Here is a 19,901-nt window from a genome sequence, read left to right as displayed (position 1 = left end):
AAAGAAGATTTTTTTTGAGAAACCGCAACTTTTTCAAATCTTCTGCGTTTAAGGTGTAGAGTCATTTACACAGGGGCTGAAATTAACCGCTGGTAAAGCCAATTTCAACAAATGGAAAAATTAGCTTTACGTGACTTGAGGCACATTGTATAATACTTAGGTATAATTAGGAATCTAGTATTGTCATGTCCTAAAATCGTTTACCAGTTTCTGTGATACCCGTCACAGACATTATTTATACTTAATTTGCTCAACTCTGGAAAGGGGGTGCATCGGCTAATGAGTGATATGAGCTACTCAACTAAAGAAAAATCCCAGTTTATGAACGTCCAAGGAGGAGAAAAAAAGGTTATGAAGAAAATTTTATCCGTAGCATTATCTACAGCAATGGCATTCTCGATGTTTGCCTCTGTAGCGTTTGGTGACGCAGCAACAACTCCGCAACAAAAATTTGATGCTTTGGCAGCGAAAGGTATTCTCAATGGATACCCAGATGGTCAAGCTCACCTTGAAAAAGATCTTACTCGCGCTGAATTCGCGAAGATCGTTACTAAATTGTTTGATCTTTCAGAAGTGACTAACAAATTGTCTTACAAAGACAAAGGTTACAATGCTTCTAACTGGGCAGTTCCTTACATCGAAGCTGTTACTGCAGCTAACTTGATGCAAGGTAAAGATACTGTTAAAGGTATCTTTGACTACAACGGTAAAGTGACTGTTGAAGAAGTATCGGCTGTATTGTTCCGTGCTTTGAAACTGGAACAACCAACTACAACTGATAACTCTGCATCCGCATGGGCTAAAGGTTACGCTCAAGCAGTAATCGACGCAGGTTTGGTTGCTAAAGACACTAACTTCAAAGCTAACGCTAGCCGTTCTTTGGTAGTTGAAACAGCTTATGCTGTTGATCAAAAGCTTACAGTTCCACAATTGACTGTAGCTTCTGCTGAAGCAGTAAGCCCAACTAAAGTAGTTGTTACTTTCTCTGATAAAACTACTACAACTGTAGAATTGACTACTGCTCTTGTAGCAGGTGTTGAAACTACAATCAACTTTAAACACCAAGAAAAAGATTTCACTGCAAAAGTAACTTTACAAGCTCCTAAAGTTGTTTCTGTAACTGCTCCAAACTCTAAACAATTGGTTGTTAAATTCAACCGTGCTGTTGATGGAGATACAGTTGCTGAAGATGGAAAATTGATTAAAGATGTAGTTCAAGTAACTGCACTTAGTGGTGCTCCAGTTGTAACTGCAGCGGGCGCAGAAGTATCTTTCAGCACTGATAACACTGAAGCTACTATCACTTTCCCAGGACTTGAGTATTTGAAAGGTCAATACACTGTTGTTGTTAACGATAAAATCAAAACAACAAGTGGTGAAGTAGTTCCAGCTTTCACTAACATTGTACCTGTTGCTGATACTGTGGCTCCTACAGTAGCTACTGTAAATGCTGTTGCTAAAGCAACTACTAACAAAGTATATGTTAAATTTAGCGAACCAGTTAAACCAGCGGGTATTATCGCTTATGTTAACGGTGCGGCTGCAACTGTTCAAAGAGATACTTATGACACATTTGTTTTGACTACTGGAAACTTGAATAGCGGTACTACTTATGATGTATCTCTGACTAACGTTTCTGACTTCGCAGGTAATGTTGCGAACCCTAACCCAATCAAAACTAGTGTTACTGTAGTATCCGATGTAGCAGCTCCTGTAATTAAGAGCGTGACTCCAGTCGGCGATCGTTATGTTGAAGTTAAATTCGACAAAAAGGTAAACAGAGATTCCCTAGTAGGTAATGTTCGTTTACTTGATGCTAACGGAGAAAGCAAAGGTGTGTTCTATGTGAGCACTTCTTCCGATAGCGACACAATCAAATTGAGATCCCCATTGAGTGCATTGCCTACATCTGGCACATTCACAGGATCCATCGTATTTGGTCAATCCGTACGTGACACTCTTGGTAACACTTTGAGTGCAGCTGCGACTCAAGCAATTACATTCACTAAGGATACTAGTGCTCCTGGTGTAACTTCTGCAACTTATTCCAACAAAGGTTTGGTAATTAAGTTCAATGAAGAAGTAATTCTTGATACTGCTGGAACTAACAACAGACAAATTCTTGTTATCAACAACAAGACTGGTCAACAAGCTGCAACACTGAATGTTAGAGCTGGATCCTTGTCTGCTGATAAGAAAACATTGACTTACGCTGTTTCCTTGTCTGGTGCAGACTACACTGTACGCCTACCACAAGGTTTGGTTACAGATGATTCATTCTCAACTAATCCGTTTGCATCAACAACAGTTGCTCTAGCTATTGAAGCTGCAAATACTAGTGATGTAACAAGACCAGAAGTAGTTAGCATTACTCCGCATGACAAAGATGCGGCTGGTACTGTAATTGCTGATGTATACTACGACGTAGTTGTTAAAGATTCTGGTTCCGATGCAAGTGGTTTGAATGTAGCTACTTTAACTGATGTTAACAGCTATACTTTGAACAGCAAAGCATTGCCACTTGGTGCTTACCCAGTAATCACTTCAATTGGTACAGGTGATGATGCAGCTGCTCCTAAAACAGCAACTGTAAGAGTCTACATCCCTGGTAACACAATCACCAAAACAGAAGACTATACATTCCAAGTCTTCGGTATCGCGGATAAAGCTGGAAACGGAATTATTGCTGTTGAGAAGAAATCCGAACTTACAGACCGCGTTAAACCTACATTGACAACTGCTGCTGTTTCTAGTGGTGACAACACTGTATTGGTTATCGGATTCAGCGAAGATGTTAAGGCTTCTACAGTTCAACTTGCTGATTTCGAATTCTCGATTAACGGTGTTAGCCAAAACGCAGACAAATCCAACGTTAAACCTGCTAGCATCGCTCCTGGTGCTGGATCTGACGCTGGCAAGTTCTATGTAACATTCGACAAATTGGATGGAACTACTGGTAAACAAAACCTCAACGCTAACGATGTTAACTCCATCGAAGTTAAGGTTAATGCTAGTGCGAACATCACTGATGATGCTGGAAACTTGATCACAACTGGTACTGTAGTTACTGGTAAATAATCATTGCTTTTGAATTACCGAAGCACAGAATAGCCTCTTCGGAGGCTATTCTTTTTTTATAGGTTTTTATCCCCAATAATGAGGAGGAACTTCTTTGAAACCGGTATGGAAAGTAACAACCGCAGCCGTATTGCTGGCTGGTGGTTTATGGGCTGGATCTCTGCTAAATATTACTGCTGAAGGTGCAGGTGTTGGTTCTCAGCCTGGCACAACGGATGATCCTGTAGTTACGAAAAGCTACGTAGATCAGCAAATTCAGAAAGCACTTTCAGGTGGTACAGTGACGACTCCGGTAGCGACTGCTACACCTGCGCCTAGTGCAACCACAGCGCCAGTAGCTACACCTGGTCAAAATAGCAGTAATGAATCTGTGATTGTTGATGTGAAGCCTGGCCAAACTTTAATTGCTTCTGCAGGCGCTGAATTTATCGTTCGCGCGGGTAAAGCAGTAATCGTTTCACAAGATGCGAATGGTGTGGCAGATTTAACAGATGGTAAAGATCTAACAAATGGACTAGCTGCACCATCTAACCACTTATTGTCCTTCCCTCGTGATGGTCGTGGAATAACTGTTCAAGAGGGTCAAACACTTGGTCTTGTTGTGATGGTTCGTGGTGGATATACCTTGAAATAATGTGTAATGATATATATTCATAATGCCCGTAAACAGACGTAATCATACCTTCAAACTGTTTTCCAAAGTTACAAATCATTGGCGCGATTGAAGATTAAGTGATGGACGCACAATATTCCTGTAATCTTACAAATTCACAGGAGGTGCTGTAACATGGCACGTAATAATCGTACAGTCGTACCTGAAAGTCGGACAATGCTGAAACAAATGCAATATGAAATTGCAGCTGAATTTGGATTATATGGGGCTCATTATGGAGGCGGGGCAGACACGGAGTTTGCTTCTGAGTTAGGAGCAGTCGGAGGTAGTGGTTCTGGCCGTAGTCAGTACCTTGGGCATCTAAGTTCAAGGGATAATGGGTCTGTTGGAGGAGAAATTACGAAGAGACTCATTAAGCAAGCTGAACAGTCTCTTTTTCAATAATATCAGGGGTTAGGATGCCCTTATTCCTTATCTGATATTGCTTTTTTATAGCGTGAAATCAATATTCATACTCTCACGGGGGGTTCTGTGTTTAATTGACACCACCCCCTAAATAAGATAATATGACTTTTGAGGAAAGCCTTAAACCTTTTCCATATGGAAAAGGTTCATTTTTTGAAGAGTTTAGTGAATGTAGGCATCAAATTTTGCAAAAATCCTTCATAAAAAGAAATCAGGCAAACCTGAATTATTTATATTATTTAGTTTTATTATTTGGCCTGTTATCATTAAGGAATCCCTTATACAGTGTCAGACTAACCATATGGGAGGTTGTTATACTTGTCTATTAAAGGGCGTCATTTGTTTACTTCTGAGTCCGTTACGGAAGGGCATCCGGATAAAATCTGTGACCAGATTTCCGACGCGGTATTGGATGCATTTTTAGTTAATGATCCTAATGCACGTGTAGCCTGCGAAGTAGCAGTAGCAACAGGTCTTGTACTGGTGATCGGGGAAATCAGTACCAAATCAGAGTATGTTGATATTCCTGCCATCGTACGCAATACCATCAAAGAAATTGGATACACACGTGCAAAATATGGTTTCGACTATAATACTTGTGCTGTGTTGAGTTCTCTTAACGAGCAGTCCGCTGATATTGCCCAAGGTGTTAACTCTGCTTTAGAACACCGTGATCCTGCTCAAGTAGCTGAAGAAACTGCTAATATTGGTGCAGGCGATCAAGGGCTCATGTTTGGGTTTGCTACGAACGAGACACCTGAACTGATGCCACTGCCGATTGCTTTATCACATCGTATTGCACGTCGTTTATCTGAAGTTCGTAAGAACGGAACCTTGGACTATCTTCGTCCAGACGGTAAAACACAAGTTACGATTGAGTATCAAGATGAAAAACCTGTACGCGTAGACGCTATCGTAGTATCTACACAACATGCAGAGGAAATTTCTCTTGAACAAATTCAGGCGGATATTAAAGAACATGTTATTTTGCCTGTTGTTCCTGCGGAACTGCTTGATGCAGAAACCAAATACTTTATTAACCCAACCGGACGTTTTGTTATTGGGGGTCCTCAAGGGGATGCTGGACTAACTGGCCGTAAAATTATCGTCGATACATACGGCGGATATGCTCGTCATGGCGGCGGAGCATTCTCAGGTAAGGATCCAACTAAAGTGGACCGTTCTGCGGCTTACGCGGCTCGTTATGTAGCTAAGAATCTTGTAGCTGCTGGTTTGGCCGACAAATGTGAGATCCAACTTGCCTATGCCATCGGTGTAGCTACTCCTGTCTCGATAAATGTGGATACATACGGAACAGGTAAAATCAGTGAAGAGAAAATGGTTCAACTGATCAGCAACAACTTTGATCTTCGCCCTGCGGGCATCATTTCTATGCTTGATTTGCGTAAACCGATTTATAGACAAACTGCAGCTTACGGTCATTTCGGACGTACTGATGTTGATCTTCCATGGGAACGCGTAGATAAAGCAGAATTGCTAAGAGATCAAGCAGGGTTGTAATTCATCATACGGTCTTATAATATGTTAACCCGCAAGTTGGCCATGGTGTCAGCTCTGCGGGTTATTTTGCGTGCGAAAACGAGCAAGGCTAGTGAATCTAACCATAGAGAAGTAGACTACTAAACTTTGCCAGCCTTTTAGCCGAAATATAAGAATATACATAAAGACGATAGTATGGCTTGAGAGGAGTCTATCACGGAATGAAAAGAAAAATTTCAATATGGACGGCACTTATTCTAGCGGGAGAGTTAGTACTTGGTTCGGGTTATCCTGCTATTGGAATAGGGAATTCAGCAGTGTACGCTGCATCAGAGTTTGGTATAACAGTCTCACCAGCGCCTGGAGCAAGTTATGTAAGTATAGGATCATCCCTTAGACTGAGCTTTGATCGTCAAGTAAACCCGCAGTCAGGTGAAATTACTATTACGGGTCAAGGTGATAGCTCACCTTTTTTAACGATTCCTATTGGTAGTTATGGTCTAATTGGTAGTTCAAAAGATTACGAGCTTAAGCTAAATCAACAGTTTACTTCAAACAAGACTTATACAGTGACAATCCCTAAGGGGTTGTTCAAGGATAATGATGGTAATGAGTCAGGTGTTACTTCATGGGCATTTACTACTGCGCCTGAGAGTAATACAGCGATTACGGCAGGCAACTTTTCACCTGCTAATAATACAAGAGTGGATGCAGGAGCCCTTAAGGAGCTAAGTCTAACCTTAAATAAAAACCTGATAAAAGGTGGAGGTTCCATTCGAATTTTGTCGTCTGCAGATAATGCAACCGTACAAGAGTTCAAAATTAAGGATGATGATACTAGAGTCAACGTTCAGACTGATGCTAACTCTACTACAGTTAAACTAACATTGGATAAAACATTGGCCTCCGGAAGTAACTATTATGTTCTTATAGATTCTTATGCTTTTAAGGATGTTGATAATCGAACGTATTCCGGGATTTCAAGCGGTGATGTGTGGAGCTTCTCTACTAAAGGTGTGGCAGAGATTCCAGTGACTCCTGCACCGGCAAACGGATCAGGTGGGGTATCTACCACTGGAGCCCTACAGCTTACATTTGATCGTCCTATGATGCCTGCAGCTGGAACCATAACAGTATCTCCAGGTGCAGCTAACGATGCTAGAACGAGATGGCTTAATGTAAACTCCCCAGCCGTTACAGGAGGAAGCAGCAGAACTATAACATTGCTTCCAGCATCAGCAGCATCACCCTTGCTAAACAGTACGCAGTATACGGTGACGATACCGCAGGGAGCTTTTTACGATCAAGACGGAAATGTATTTCCGGCTTCGGGTGCGTATACCTGGACATTTACAACGGCTTCTTTGACAGGACTTAACGTAAGTGCGCTAAATCCAGCTGACCGGAGTGAATCCATAGCTAACAACAGATCATTTTCTGTCACATTCAATCGTAATGTGAATTATAACAGTGCTGTGGAAAATGGCGTAGCACTTTATAAAAGTGGCGGCGCACAGGTTCCGGTTACTGTTAACCGGAGTACAACTGCTGCAAACGAATATGTAATTACACCTAAAACAGCTTTAGATAGCGACTCAACCTTTTATATTGATATTGCTAAAGGAGCTTTTGTAGACGCTATTGATGCTAATGTTATCTATGATGGACTAAGCGGAAAAAATTCATGGAGCTTCCGGACCTTGTCTCAGGACAAAACAGCTCCACAGCTCACATCTGCATCACTCGAGAACAATCGGACCATTCGTTTAAAATACAATGAGAGTCTCAACTCTTCCATTGCACTGTTGATCTCCAGTTTTAGTGCTACGGTGAATGATGAGAGTCGTACAATTGAAAGTGTCTATATCCAGGGAGACAGCGCCTATGTGGTACTCAGTACAGGGGTAGCGGTTGGACAGAATGTGAAGGTTAGCTATACAGGGGGTCTGCGGACCATTCAAGATCCAAGCGGAAATGCAGCCAGCACCTTTAGCTCAAAGCAGGTTACTAACACTATCGAGTCCTCCATGCCTACACCCAAAGATGGACGGATCACGGGTAGAACGGTAGCGTTGAATTTCAATGACTCCTTAAAGGCAGTTTCCTCTTACGCACATAGTCAGTTTCTAGTGACTTCAGATGGGGGATCCCTAGGGGTCAACTCCATAAGCTCCAGCGGGAACACTGTATATTTAGGGTTAAATAGCGATGCTTCTAATGGCCAGACCGTTCGTGTCTCCTATTATGCAGGCTCTTATCCTTTGCAGAATTCTTTTGGACAAAATATTGCGGATTTCACGGATTTCTACATTCGCAACAGCAATGATACAATTCCACCCGTGTTCCAAAGTGCAACCGGAGGTGGCAATAAAATCCTTCTGAATTACAATGAAGGCTTGTCAACGACAAACCTCCCGATGAACAGCCAGTTCTCTGTGCTTGTTGGCACCACTCCTAACTATGTTACGAATGTATCGGTCAGTGGCTCACAGGTCACGCTAACGCTCCAGAGTGCTTTGACGGTGAATCAGAATGTTACTGTATCCTATGTTCCGGGGACTACCGGAATAAGCGATTTAAATGGAAACCGTGCAGCTTATATTAACCTGCAGCCTGTGTCCATCTCGGAAAACAGCGGAACTAGCATACCTGAGATTAGTTCTGCCACCATCAATGGCGACGAGCTTACGGTTACATTCAGTAAAAACATGCAGGCATCTGGTTCCCTCTACGCTAATCAGTTCGGAGTTAGAGCAGATGGGAGCAGTATGGGTGTACAAAACTACACTTTGTCAGGGGATATTTTGAAAATAACAACATCCTCAGTAGTAAAGACCGGGCAAACTATCGATTTGTCCTATATGTCAGGTTCAGGTACGATCAAGGATTTGAACGGTAATATACTGTCCTCATTCTCTTCTCTCTCTGTTAAGAACCTAACCGGCGTGAGCACCGGAACGGGAAATCGTCCATCCTATCTAGGGACGCTTGCAACAAGTGAGTTTGGAAAAGAATACGCACTGCTGAAGAGTGACTCTTCACAAATCGTGGATGACCGTTCGTTATACAATCAATCTGTAAAAAGATATACCTTAAACACAGATCGCCTGACGGCCAGTTATGAATATCTGTATAAGGCAAGTAGTGATACATTAGCTTTTGAGGTGCCTGCTACAGAACAATCGGCCTATGTGACTGTTCCTTTAAAGCCTTTGCTTGATGCTGTAAATCGTAGTAAAACCACAAAATTTATGATACGTTATGGCGATCACTTATATAGCGTAGGACTAGACGATATCGATATGAACGGACTAGCGACTAGCTTGATTGCAGACAGTAAAAATATCTCGCTGGTGTTCCGCTTAGAAAAGGTTCCGGCAGGTACGTTCTCCCCATTTGAGCAAAAGCTAAAAACTATGGGGATGCAGAGCGTTACTAGTCTTATGGATGTCCGGGTGACTGCGATAGTAAGCAGCAATTATTCTAATGCTAAGGCATTATCGGTACCTGGAGAATACACTGTGCGTACAACTTCTTCATTGAACAATGCGCAGACATCTGCTGCTAGACTGGATCTTTCCTATTACGATGCAGCCTATCTGCCAACAAAAGTAAGTACGGTAGGTAGCTATACGATTATTCGTGCTCGTACGGAGGGTAATCAGGTGTTAGGAACTTTTATATCAACCCGGGCCTTCTCAGATATGAGTAAGCATTGGAGTAATTCGATCGTAGCAGAGCTTAGTGCAAAAACTATTATCGATAGCAGTTATGGGACTACATTTAGTCCAGAAAAAAAGATTACCCGTGCAGAGTTTGCAGTAATGCTTAGCCGGGGACTCGGTTTGCTAGGCGATCGAGAGACCGCACAGCGCTTCCGGGATGTGCAGCCTTCTACACAAACTGGAGACTATATTGGTGCAGCAGCTAAGGCTGGTATTATTACAGGGAACACGGATGGCTCCTTCCGGCCTAACGATAATATCACTCGTGAGCAGATGGCAATCATGATGATTCGGGCAATGGAATACACCAAACATCCTATTACATTAAGCGGCACTTCTGCCTCAACACTGGCTCGCTTTAAGGATAAGTCCAAAATTCAGAATCAAAGTGCAGAATTCGTAGCTAAAGCTGTGCAATCGGGGATTATTTTGGGAATGACCACAAGTGAGTTCCAACCTCAGGGTAATGCCACTCGTGCACAAGCTGCTGTGATGTTGCATCGGATGCTGAAGCAAACAGATTATTTGTAGAATAAATAGATTGGTAAAGCCTGGCATTCTGCTGGGCTTTTTTTTATGTTAATAGTTTGTGTTACGAGACTCTATTAAGCTTGAAATCTCTCAATTTCGCAACTTTTTCGCTTATTTTCAGTCTATTAAAAGAGTACTAGAAAAATAGGAACCAGTTTCCAGACTTTTGATAACGGACTTGAAGAGTAAAAAAGAGATGGGAGAGTTACGTCGAAATGAATGAAGTTTTCATGGAGAAGAAGAGTAGAGAAGTTGTTCGGGGAATAAAATTATCATCTACTAAAAAATGGGTTGCCGCTTCATTAGCAGGTGTGTTGTGGATTATGCCGGTAATTGGCAGTGAAGGCTTAGCTGTGTTTGGTCATAATTCCACACCAATTGCTGCCGCAGCCACATCTAATTTTAAAGTAAGCAAGCTGGGAGAAGAAGTAATTACTTCGGGCGCCATTATGATGAAATACAAATATACGGCTACACGTTCAGGAGCGAGTGCTTCTGGCTTGGCGGATGTTATTCGCGTTGACCTCAACAATCCATATGTTTCATTAGATGTTATGACAGGTAAAGGTGGAAACCTGACAACACGTCAAAGTACTGGCGGGATGGCTAAGGAAACTGGAGCCGTGGCTGCAGTAAACGGAGATTATTTTAATACAGGCGGGGAAGGCGCTCCGATTGGTGGACAAGTATCCAGTGGAGTATTGGTATCCACCCCTTCGCAATTGGATGGAATGTATGCCTTTGCAGTGACTAAGGACCGCAAGCCTCTTATTGATGAGTTCAGCTTTGAAGGAATGATAACCGCACCTGACGGCGCACAGTTTGAGATATCCGGTATCAATAAAGGTGCTTATAGCCCTGAAGGTGGAAGCTCGACTTACAGCCATGCTAATGCAATGTATATCTATACGGATGTATGGACCGCACTCGATCGTCCCAAAAACAGCTCAACCACACCGACAGAGGTGCTCGTTGAGAACGGCGTAGTTACTCAAATATCTGAAAATGCTGCGCTTCCTACAGCGGTTCCAAAGGGAGCTTATATTTTGCGGGCCCATGGCTTAGCCGCACGGTATGTTACTGCCCATCTGACTGTAGGACAACCGGTAACAAGTGTGTACTCCCTGAAATCCAAGACTACACAGCAATCGCTAGATCCTGCTAATCTGCAAACAATGATTGGTGGACATACGATTCTTGTAAATAACGGAAAAGCAGCAACGTTCTCTCGCTCGACTAGCAGTATTGGCGGTTATCGTGCACGTACGGCTTTAGGATACTCTCAGGATGGACGTTATGTTTATATTATAGCTACTGAAAAAAATGGCAACAGCTCCGGAATGTCATTGACCGAGCTGCAATCTTTTATGACCAATATTGGAGTCTGGAAAGGGCTTAACTTAGACGGAGGGGGCTCTACAACGATGGTAGACCGGCCTCTTGGTGAAAGCTCAGCCACACTAACCTTTAATACAGAGTATGGCACAGAGCAGCGCAGCATTGTTAACGCGCTTGGTGTTTATACTAACGCACCACAAGGTGAAGTAAAAGGAATTAAAATTAGCGGAAGCACTTCGCTATTAGTTGGACAAAAGGCTACTTATTCGTTAAAAGGTTATGACACTTACTATAACCCTATAGATGTAGCAGCAGGCAATCCTACTTGGACATCAAGCGGAGGAAGCGCAACTGTAAGTGCAGGAGAAGTAACGGCAGTGAAGCCAGGCACCGTTACCTTAACGGCTAAAAGCGGCGTAGCAAGCGCTTCTACAACCCTTACAGTCTTGGGTGGAGATGATCTATCCAGCATGAGTGTAGGCACTGCTACAGCGCCACTGACAGCTGGGACAACTGTATCTGTCCCTGTAAAGGCCTCTACGAAGAGTGGAGCAACCATAAGCGTTCCAGATTCAGCGCTGAAGTGGGAGTTTGTAGGCTTTAAGGGAGTCGTGCAAAATGGCAAGCTTACTGTAAACTCTGTGGATGCAGGGGTTACTACAGGTTACGCTATTGCTCGTTATGATGGATTTAGCACAGCGGTTGTATTATCGACAGCAGCAGCTACAACATGGGAAGATTTCGAGAAGGTAAGTTATCCAGTCAACTTTACTACCAATGTGCCAGCGGTACAGGGGACTGCAACGATAGTAGACGGATCGGCTGAAAGAGTAGGCTCCAAGGTGCTGTCACTCAGTTATGATATGACGGCTGGCAGCGGTAAAATGTACGCTTATGCTCAACTTAACGGCACAAGTGGAAAAGCCGTTCCAGCGCTTGCAACTTCGATGTCAGTTGATGTGATGGGCGATATGAGCTTAAATTGGCTGCGTGCTGAGTTTGTAGACAATAGTGGAGCTACAGCCTATGTAGATCTTGCGAAGATTATCGATTGGAACGGTTGGAAGAACATAAACATCGACTTGTCAGGATCAGGGATTAAATTCCCGGCTACGCTGAAGAGACTTTATGTAGTCAACGTAGAGGAAGGTCAAGATGAAAGGGCGAAGACAGGTACCGTTGCTTTTGATAATATCACCTTCACAATGCCTTCACTTTCCAGTGATGCAGGGTTACCAAAGGGTACAGCTTCGATGAGCATCGGCTCCAAAGCAATGACTGTAAATGGAAATAAGAAGGCTATTGATGTAGCTCCAATTGTGAAAGACGGCAGTACTTATGTGCCGATCCGTTATGTGCTGGATGCTTTTGGAGGGAATGCTACCTGGGATCAAGTGAATAAGAAGATCATGGTGTTGCGCGGAGCCAAGGCACTGGATCTGACGGTAAATAAAAAGGAATACCTGTTAAATGGTAAGCGACAAAGTGCTGAAGTAGCACCTATTATTTTACAGGGTAGGACTTTAGTACCTCTGAGACTGGTTTCTGAACAGTTAGGATTAACTGTAAAATGGGAACAGAAAACGAAGACCGTAACTATCGAATCGTGATATGTTAATATATAAGGAAAACCTTAATACGATCCGATAGAAAAGGGGCAAGCATCCGTGGAATTTCAAGCCGATGCGATTGATCGCGTTATTAAAAATACCATCGACGTGATGGAGAGCAGCAAGTATCAGATTTTTGAAATATTGCAGGTTGCACGTGATGAACTTGCTGCACTCAACAAGGAACTGCAGCGGGTCATGGACGAAACGGATGAAACGTTGAAAAAGGTAGACAAGCTGGAGCTACAGTATCACCGCTCCAGAATCCGGCTGACAGAGGTCAGCCGGGACTTTGTCCGCTACTCAGAGAAGGATATCCGTATTGCTTATGAGAAGGCTACGGAGCTTCAGCTCGAACTCATGATGACGCGTGAGCGAGAGGTCTATCTTCGAAGCAGACGTGATGAATTACAAATGCGAGTGCGCAGTGTCGAAAATTCTGTAGAGCGTGCAGAGTCAATTGGTTCGCAAATGAGCGTAGTGCTCGAATATTTGTCGGGAGAACTAGGCCAAGTGACGAGAATTGTCGAATCTGCGAAGAACAGACAGATGATCGGACTCAAAATTATCCTGGCTCAAGAAGAAGAACGGAAGAGAATTGCCCGGGAAATTCATGATGGTCCCGCTCAAATGCTGGCAAATCTAGTCCTTAGGACGGAAATTGTAGAAAGAATGCTGGTAAAGCAGGAATTTGGGCTGGTGCAGGACGAAGTAGTAGATTTAAAAGGGCAGGTTCGTAACAGCCTGGAAGAAATGCGTAAGGTTATTTTTAATTTACGACCGATGGCTCTCGATGATTTGGGCTTGATTCCGACTTTGCGGAAATATGTGCATGATTTTGAAGAGAAGACGAAACTGCGGACGACTCTGGAAACCCGGGGACAGGAACACCGACTATCCTCAGCGATGGAGGCGGCGGTATATCGTCTTGTTCAGGAAGCATTGTCTAATGCAGCAAAACATGCCTACCCAAGCTTCGTATTGGTGGAGATTACATACCAAGCGCAGTTAATTAAGATTGTGATTAAAGATAACGGATTAGGCTTTAATGTACAAAAGTTAAAAAATCAGCACGGTAATCGGGAAAGCTTCGGGCTAGTAGGTATGCGGGAACGTGTAGAGCTGCTTGAAGGAAGAATGGAAATTGTATCAGCCGAGAATCAGGGGACAACAATCGTGATCCATATTCCGACGAATGTGGAGAAGGGGAAGGAGTAGTGTGATGGAGAACTTAAACTCTAGTAAAACGCCCATTAAGGTTCTTTTGGCGGATGATCATCAGCTTTTTCGTGAAGGGCTGAAACGCATTTTGAATATGGAGGAGGATATCGAGGTCATAGGGGAGTGCGGCGACGGTATTCAGGTATTAGAGTTTTGTAACGGGACTAAACCGGACATCGTATTGATGGACATCAATATGCCTGTTGAGAACGGCGTAGAAGCCACTCAAAAACTTCGGGAAATGTTCCCGGAGGTTAAGGTAATTATTTTATCCATTCATGATGATGAGAGTTATGTATTTGAGACCCTTCGTAAGGGCGCCAATGGTTATTTATTGAAGGATATGGAGGCTGAATCCCTTATTAATGCCATTCGTTCGGTCTGTGAAGGACATGCCTTTATCCATCCAAAGGTTACTGGAAAGCTTATCAATCAATTGCGGCGTATGACTTACCTTAACGAGACTGGTGTAACTACAGATACAGTGGTGAAGGAAGCTGGTGTTAAATTTATTGCTGGCGACAACAATCCTCTGACCCGTCGTGAAGCAGAAGTGCTGCGTCTAATGGCTGAAGGTAAGAGCAACAAAATGATTGGTGAATATTTATTCATTAGTGAAAAAACAGTTAAAAACCATGTTAGCAGTATTTTGCAAAAAATGGAAGTGGATGATCGGACTCAAGCTGTTATTAATTCGATTAAATATGGCTGGGTAACCTTGTAGAAGCTTCACAGTAATACGTTACATATAGGAAAGAAATTAAGTAGACACAGCTTGCTTCCCTGATGGGTGTTCTAGGCAGTCACCGACCTTTTAATGCCGGCATATAGTGTTGGTATACAGAGGAGGTGCATCTCCATGGTAGCCCAGTTGATATGGATTGCGGTTGTTTATGTATCCGCTGCAGTGATGATTCATATGTTGCATAACCGGCAGAAGGTGCGTAAAACACCGCAGTCCGGAAAATGGATTCATTATATTTTTATTACCCGCAATCATGAATCTGTTGTGGAATGGTACATTCGGGCACTGACATTTCAAGCTCTTCTAACCGGAAAACGATTGCGAGTAACGTTCATGGATGATGGTTCGAGCGATGGAACACTTGGGATAGTTTCCAAAATGGCCGCTAGCGGCTGCTCTATCGATCTTGCAACATCTATGTACTCTCTTCAGATGAGTGAAGAATTGCAGCATGAAGGAATTGTAGTAGACTTGCGGCTGTCAGGGCAGTCTGTATCGCTGCCTTTTATGGGGATGGCAGGAAGTAGGGGATGCGAATCAAAGCGCAACAGATCTTAAGTAAATATGTAAGTAACGGGTGAAGCACACTCTCCAAGAACTGGGGGAGTGTGCTTTTTGCGTTTGGGGAGACGGAGTCGTGAATTTGGGATCAAATATGGAGTTGCTAAGTACAAGCGAGAGGTAGGAGGGATTATTATGCAAGTCGCTGTATATGCTGTGGAATGCAGGGGGAGCTGGAGGGTTGAAATTTCATTAGATCTTAGCGTGGATAGATGGTGGTGGTCTGTAGCTAGACCGGAGAAGAAAGCTGGGAGTTCCTTAGCGGCGAATAGTTTGGTTCTGCTTTCTTCTGCGTTGCCGCTAGGTTGGGCTGTGAAGCTCCGGGACAACTTTAAACAAAGAAGCGCAATGGGCACCTGGGGGATTAAGGAGTGGGGGCAATATATTAATAGTATGCTTGAGGCTGAGTTGAGAGAGGAGAAAGAGGCAGGGGGACTGTGGGAGGCTCAGTGGTTGAATGATGGAATATTCATATGGAAGCCTAATGAATCAAGTTTCGGAATAGATCAGGACAATAAGAAGAATGAAAGATACGATTGGTGTGAAAAAGAGGATTTTCAATCTGGATTACTAGAATCGGATTCAGAACAATTATTGCGGGCTGTGGCCGGGCGCTCTTTATTGGAGCCGGAAGTAGAAGCGCTGCTGGTAGAAGAATTGCCAGAGCTAGGGGGTTGCTGGCGCCAGGCGGCACAACTGGCGTATCTGCAGGAGCGGCTGTTGCTTACAGCCGCCGTAGGCAATGCGCCCCCGGCTGCGCACGGGGCGCGGCCCGCCAGCTCCCTGCGGGTGCTGGCGTTATGATGCGTGCGGCGGCTAAGCTGCCGCACGTATTGCGGCGCGGTGCTGTCGCTCGCCGCGCGGTTTCGCGCTGCCTGCGTTGCGGCAGCGTGCCCGCCGGCCGCACGGCATGCGCCGCGTGCGGGCTTATGGGCTGCGCCTATTGCGAGGCCTGCCTCGCGCTTGGGCGCAGCCGGGCTTGTGCGCTGCTGCTGCGCAGCGCAGCACTTCCGGCCGTGCGGTGCACGGCCGCCCTTGACCCCGCCGCGGCCGCAGGCGGTGGGGGCTGAGCCCAGCGCAGGCGGGAGCCGCTGGCGCTGCGCTGGGTTTTCTGGCGGAGGCGCGCAAGCGCTCCGCCAGTACATGCCCAGAGCGGTTTCTGCTCTGGGCGGTAACGGGAGCGGGGAAAACGGAGATGATCTTCCCGCTCCTAGAGGCCGTGCTCGCCGCCGGAGGGCGGGCGCTGGTAGCGACGCCGCGCCGCGACGTCGTACTTGAGCTCGCGCCGCGGCTCGCCCGGGCTTTTCCGGCGGAGGTTCTCGCCGTACTTTATGGCGGCAGCGCAGATCGCTGGGTGAGCGGTCGCTTAACGCTCGCAACCACCCATCAGCTCCTGCGCTTCCATCAAGGTTATGATCTCGTAATCATCGACGAGCTGGATGCGTATCCTTACCACAATGATCCTATGTTGGCCTATGCCGCTGAACAAGCCTGTAAAGTGGACGGCTCTTTCATCTATTTATCAGCTACGCCACCACAAGAAATGCAGCGTTTGGTCCGGTTAGGCAAGCTTCCACATGCCAGAGTGCCTGTCCGCTTCCATGGTCATCCCTTGCCTATCCCGCAGCATTTGAGTATACCCTCAGTTCTAACCTGTCTGAAGCGTGGGAGTTTGCCAAGATCGCTTATACAAAATCTTCAAAAGTCACTGGAGCGAAAAGCACAAATTTTTCTATTTGTGTCTCGAATAGCTCATATCGAAGGATTGCTGATCCTACTTCGTCGTAGCTTTCCCGGCGTGGTTATTGAAGGCACCTCGTCCAAGGATTCATTTCGGGCAGAAAAGGTGACTGCTTTTCGCAACCGTATCATCTCTTTGTTAGTAACTACTACGATCCTGGAACGGGGAGTTACCGTGCCACGCAGTGACGTATTTATTTTGGATGCAGACAGTGGTCTTTTTGACGAAGCCTCTTTGGTACAGATGGCAGGCCGTGCTGGTCGTTCTAAAGATGATCCTGATGGCCATGTTGTATTTGCCTCCCCTCAGTGGAGCCGATCCCAGCGTGGAGCGATTGCTCAGATTCGTACTATGAATATCATTGCTCGCCGCCAAGGATATATTCGTAAAGGTGGGGCTATATGAATACCAAGCTTACAAGGTTCCGAAAATCTCTGTCTTTCCTCCTTACCCCCTCCGTGCCTCAATGTCTAACCTGCGGGAAGCACAGCCCACAGTCCTCACAGCTGCCTGGTATCTGTAAGAATTGTGCGGAATCCATTCCTTGGATACGCGCTCCACGTTGCTTGATATGTGGGCGGCATGTAGGCTGTCCAGACTGCACTCGCAGCGCTGAGCCCTCACCCATTGTATGTAACCGGAGTGCGGTAGCCTACACTAATGAGATGAGAGAATGGCTCGGTCAATATAAATATCGCGGGAATGAACGATATGCCCCTCTGCTTGGACTCATGCTGGATAGGGCATATTTAACCCTAAAGGAGGAAAAGCAGCAGGGGGCTCTTTTATCTCAGAAAGCATTTTTTTTTCATCTTATTCAACATAAAAGGTACATAAAAAACAGCCTTTGGTCAGCTGATTTATTAGTTCCGGTACCTGTCAGTGATTCCAGGTTTCTTGAACGGGGCTTTAATCAAGCGGAAAGATTGGCCGATGTCCTATCTCGGCATAGAAAGATTCCACAGCTACCACTACTAATTCGTACGCATCATACAGGTAAGCAGAGCTTTAAAGGACGTGCGGAGCGATTGGCAGATATGAAGAATGCTTTTGGAGCAAATCCGGCAGTCTCCACACTATTTAAGGATTGGCTGAAAGATAACTCACCTATAAGCCGTCCTATTCGAATTATTATTGTTGATGATATCTATACAACCGGAAGCACGATTCGTGCTTGTGCCGAAATTCTAAAACAAATGGTTTCTAACTATGATTATGTTGCAGAAATCTATAGCCTAACCTGGGCGCGTTCCTAAAACGCGAAAAATGCATGATTGTGAACAGCTATATCCATTCCATTAAGGATTAGTTGCGGTTGGTAGCGTTTCTTCTGTCCCATAGACGAATTCCTTGCAATCATGTAATCTAGGAGCATAAGAATATTATGCATTGCACAGAATGTACGGAGAGGAGCGGCTGCTTGTTATGAATCTAGACAATTGTCCAAGGTGCGGCCGGTTGTTTGTCAAGAATCTTATGGGGTTGTGCTCGGCCTGTATCAAAGAGCTGGAGCATGAATATGAGATCTGCGTGAATTATTTACGGGAAAACAAAGGAACCAACATTCAGGAGCTCTCCGATGCTACGGGGATTTCTATTAAAGAGATTACCCGCTTTATTCGAGAAGGCCGGATTTCTATAGCTAATGCACCCAATATGATGTACCCTTGCGAAGTGTGTGGTACACTGATTCGGGATGGTCATATGTGTGACAGCTGTCGTAGCCGGCTCAGGAAAGATCTCACGAATGCTGTCAAGGAAAATTCTGCTGAGGATACTACTAAAAAGACATCTGATGGTGCATATCGTGCCATAGATAAGCTGCGTGACCTATAAAATCTGCAAAAAAACGTTTGCAGCTATAAAGAATGTTTCAGTCTACGCCGATAAACTTAGTAAAGATTATCGGCTTTTTTATATTAGAAGGAAGGTGGAAGTTATGAAAATTAACGAGACCGGACGAATTAACGCGATTAATCCGTATCAACGCAGCGCGGAAGCGCAAAGGCAGGAACAAATGAAGAAAAGCACACGCAAGGATGAGGTTTCGATCTCTGATGAAGCGATTCAACTCTTGCAAGCACAAAACACTGGCAAGAATGATCCAGAACGCGCACTTAAGATCGACAATCTAAAGCAGCAGGTCTCCGCAGGTACCTATCAAGTTGATGCATCTAAGCTAGCAGAGAAACTCGCCCCTTACTTTAAGCAATCCTCCGAGAATTAGGTGAAAACATCCATGGCATTGACGACATTAATAGAACTATTGGAGCGGCTAGATGGAGTGCATGTTCAAATGCTGGATCTGGCCGCTGAGAAGAAACAGACAATTATGGATAACAAGGTGGATGCGTTAATCGACATCCTTAACCGTGAATCCAAGCTAATGAAGGTAATTGGGCAGCTCGAGGAAGAGCGAATATTAGCCGCATATACCGTTTTGCAAGGTGTGGGTATTCGTTCCAACCTGAACCTGAACCTAACGGAGCTGTCCAGGCTTATATTTGACCCTGAAGACAAGGCACGACTGCTGCATATTCAGCAGAAGCTTTCGGGCACTTTGCATCGCCTGAAAGAAGCCAATGACCTAAATCAGAAGCTGATAGAGCAGTCGCTTACATTTATAGATTATTCTTTGGATCTGTTGGTCGGAAGACCAAATCAGGATATCACTTATCATCGTCCGTCCGACAAAGGCAATAACGTAAATCGGTCGGGGATTTTTGATGCACGAGGTTAGAATTGTACTGATGAAGTGTTCTGCCGGAGCAGA

General features: G+C 44.7%; 15 protein-coding genes. All 15 read left to right on the top strand.

Annotation, left to right across the window (positions count from 1 at the left end):
• The first annotated feature begins 279 nt into the window (after positions 1-279).
• The 15 genes from MHH50_RS28795 to MHH50_RS28725 all read left to right on the top strand — a co-directional run bounded on the left by MHH50_RS28795 (position 280) and on the right by MHH50_RS28725 (position 19,868).
• A complete protein-coding gene (locus MHH50_RS28795; RefSeq protein ID WP_076309998.1) occupies positions 280-3,078 on the top strand; it encodes an Ig-like domain-containing protein in 2,799 nt (932 codons plus the stop codon).
• Positions 3,079-3,172: 94 nt separating this feature from the next.
• On the top strand, positions 3,173-3,712 hold the full coding sequence (locus tag MHH50_RS28790; RefSeq protein ID WP_076220753.1) for a hypothetical protein: 540 nt from the start codon (positions 3,173-3,175) through the stop codon (positions 3,710-3,712).
• A gap of 153 nt (positions 3,713-3,865) precedes the next feature.
• Complete coding sequence (locus MHH50_RS28785; RefSeq protein WP_036681516.1) at positions 3,866-4,135, top strand: alpha/beta-type small acid-soluble spore protein; 270 nt, start codon at positions 3,866-3,868, stop codon at positions 4,133-4,135.
• A 339-nt stretch (positions 4,136-4,474) separates the two neighbouring features.
• A complete protein-coding gene (gene metK / locus MHH50_RS28780; protein WP_036681514.1) occupies positions 4,475-5,677 on the top strand; it encodes a methionine adenosyltransferase in 1,203 nt (400 codons plus the stop codon).
• Positions 5,678-5,877: 200 nt separating this feature from the next.
• Positions 5,878-9,912 carry an Ig-like domain-containing protein gene (locus tag MHH50_RS28775; RefSeq protein WP_076305779.1) on the top strand — a complete coding sequence of 1,345 codons (4,035 nt, stop codon included), beginning with the start codon at positions 5,878-5,880 and terminating at the stop codon, positions 9,910-9,912.
• 215 nt (positions 9,913-10,127) lie between these two features.
• The gene (locus tag MHH50_RS28770) at positions 10,128-12,860 is read left to right on the top strand and encodes a stalk domain-containing protein (RefSeq protein ID WP_081386181.1); all 2,733 of its coding nucleotides are present in this window, start codon (positions 10,128-10,130) and stop codon (positions 12,858-12,860) included.
• 57 nt (positions 12,861-12,917) lie between these two features.
• Entirely contained in the window at positions 12,918-14,078 is a 1,161-nt protein-coding gene (locus MHH50_RS28765) for a sensor histidine kinase (RefSeq protein WP_076309999.1), read from the top strand.
• Between the two features lie 4 nt (positions 14,079-14,082).
• On the top strand, positions 14,083-14,805 hold the full coding sequence (locus tag MHH50_RS28760) for a response regulator transcription factor (protein ID WP_036681509.1): 723 nt from the start codon (positions 14,083-14,085) through the stop codon (positions 14,803-14,805).
• 135 nt (positions 14,806-14,940) lie between these two features.
• Positions 14,941-15,384 carry a glycosyltransferase family A protein gene (locus MHH50_RS28755; protein ID WP_076123908.1) on the top strand — a complete coding sequence of 148 codons (444 nt, stop codon included), beginning with the start codon at positions 14,941-14,943 and terminating at the stop codon, positions 15,382-15,384.
• A gap of 138 nt (positions 15,385-15,522) precedes the next feature.
• Positions 15,523-16,191 carry a hypothetical protein gene (locus MHH50_RS28750; RefSeq protein ID WP_340033766.1) on the top strand — a complete coding sequence of 223 codons (669 nt, stop codon included), beginning with the start codon at positions 15,523-15,525 and terminating at the stop codon, positions 16,189-16,191.
• 391 nt (positions 16,192-16,582) lie between these two features.
• On the top strand, positions 16,583-17,533 hold the full coding sequence (locus tag MHH50_RS28745; RefSeq protein ID WP_340033765.1) for a helicase-related protein: 951 nt from the start codon (positions 16,583-16,585) through the stop codon (positions 17,531-17,533).
• The gene (locus tag MHH50_RS28740; protein WP_256716000.1) at positions 17,530-18,384 is read left to right on the top strand and encodes a ComF family protein; all 855 of its coding nucleotides are present in this window, start codon (positions 17,530-17,532) and stop codon (positions 18,382-18,384) included. The genes MHH50_RS28745 and MHH50_RS28740 overlap by 4 nt, the downstream gene beginning before the upstream one ends.
• Before the next feature lie 169 nt (positions 18,385-18,553).
• Positions 18,554-18,964, top strand: a complete 411-nt coding sequence (locus MHH50_RS28735; RefSeq protein WP_076124340.1) for a TIGR03826 family flagellar region protein — start codon at positions 18,554-18,556, stop codon at positions 18,962-18,964.
• Positions 18,965-19,067: 103 nt separating this feature from the next.
• Positions 19,068-19,355, top strand: a complete 288-nt coding sequence (flgM, locus tag MHH50_RS28730) for a flagellar biosynthesis anti-sigma factor FlgM (protein WP_036678454.1) — start codon at positions 19,068-19,070, stop codon at positions 19,353-19,355.
• A gap of 12 nt (positions 19,356-19,367) precedes the next feature.
• Positions 19,368-19,868, top strand: a complete 501-nt coding sequence (locus MHH50_RS28725) for a flagellar protein FlgN (RefSeq protein WP_036678457.1) — start codon at positions 19,368-19,370, stop codon at positions 19,866-19,868.
• Positions 19,869-19,901 lie beyond the last annotated feature (33 nt).

The sequence above is a fragment of the Paenibacillus sp. FSL H3-0302 genome, from assembly GCF_037982245.1.
GTDB classification, from domain to species: domain Bacteria; phylum Bacillota; class Bacilli; order Paenibacillales; family Paenibacillaceae; genus Paenibacillus_AQ; species Paenibacillus_AQ odorifer.
The sequence above is the reverse complement of the archived record's forward strand: the minus strand, read 5'-3'. Positions and strand labels throughout refer to the sequence as shown.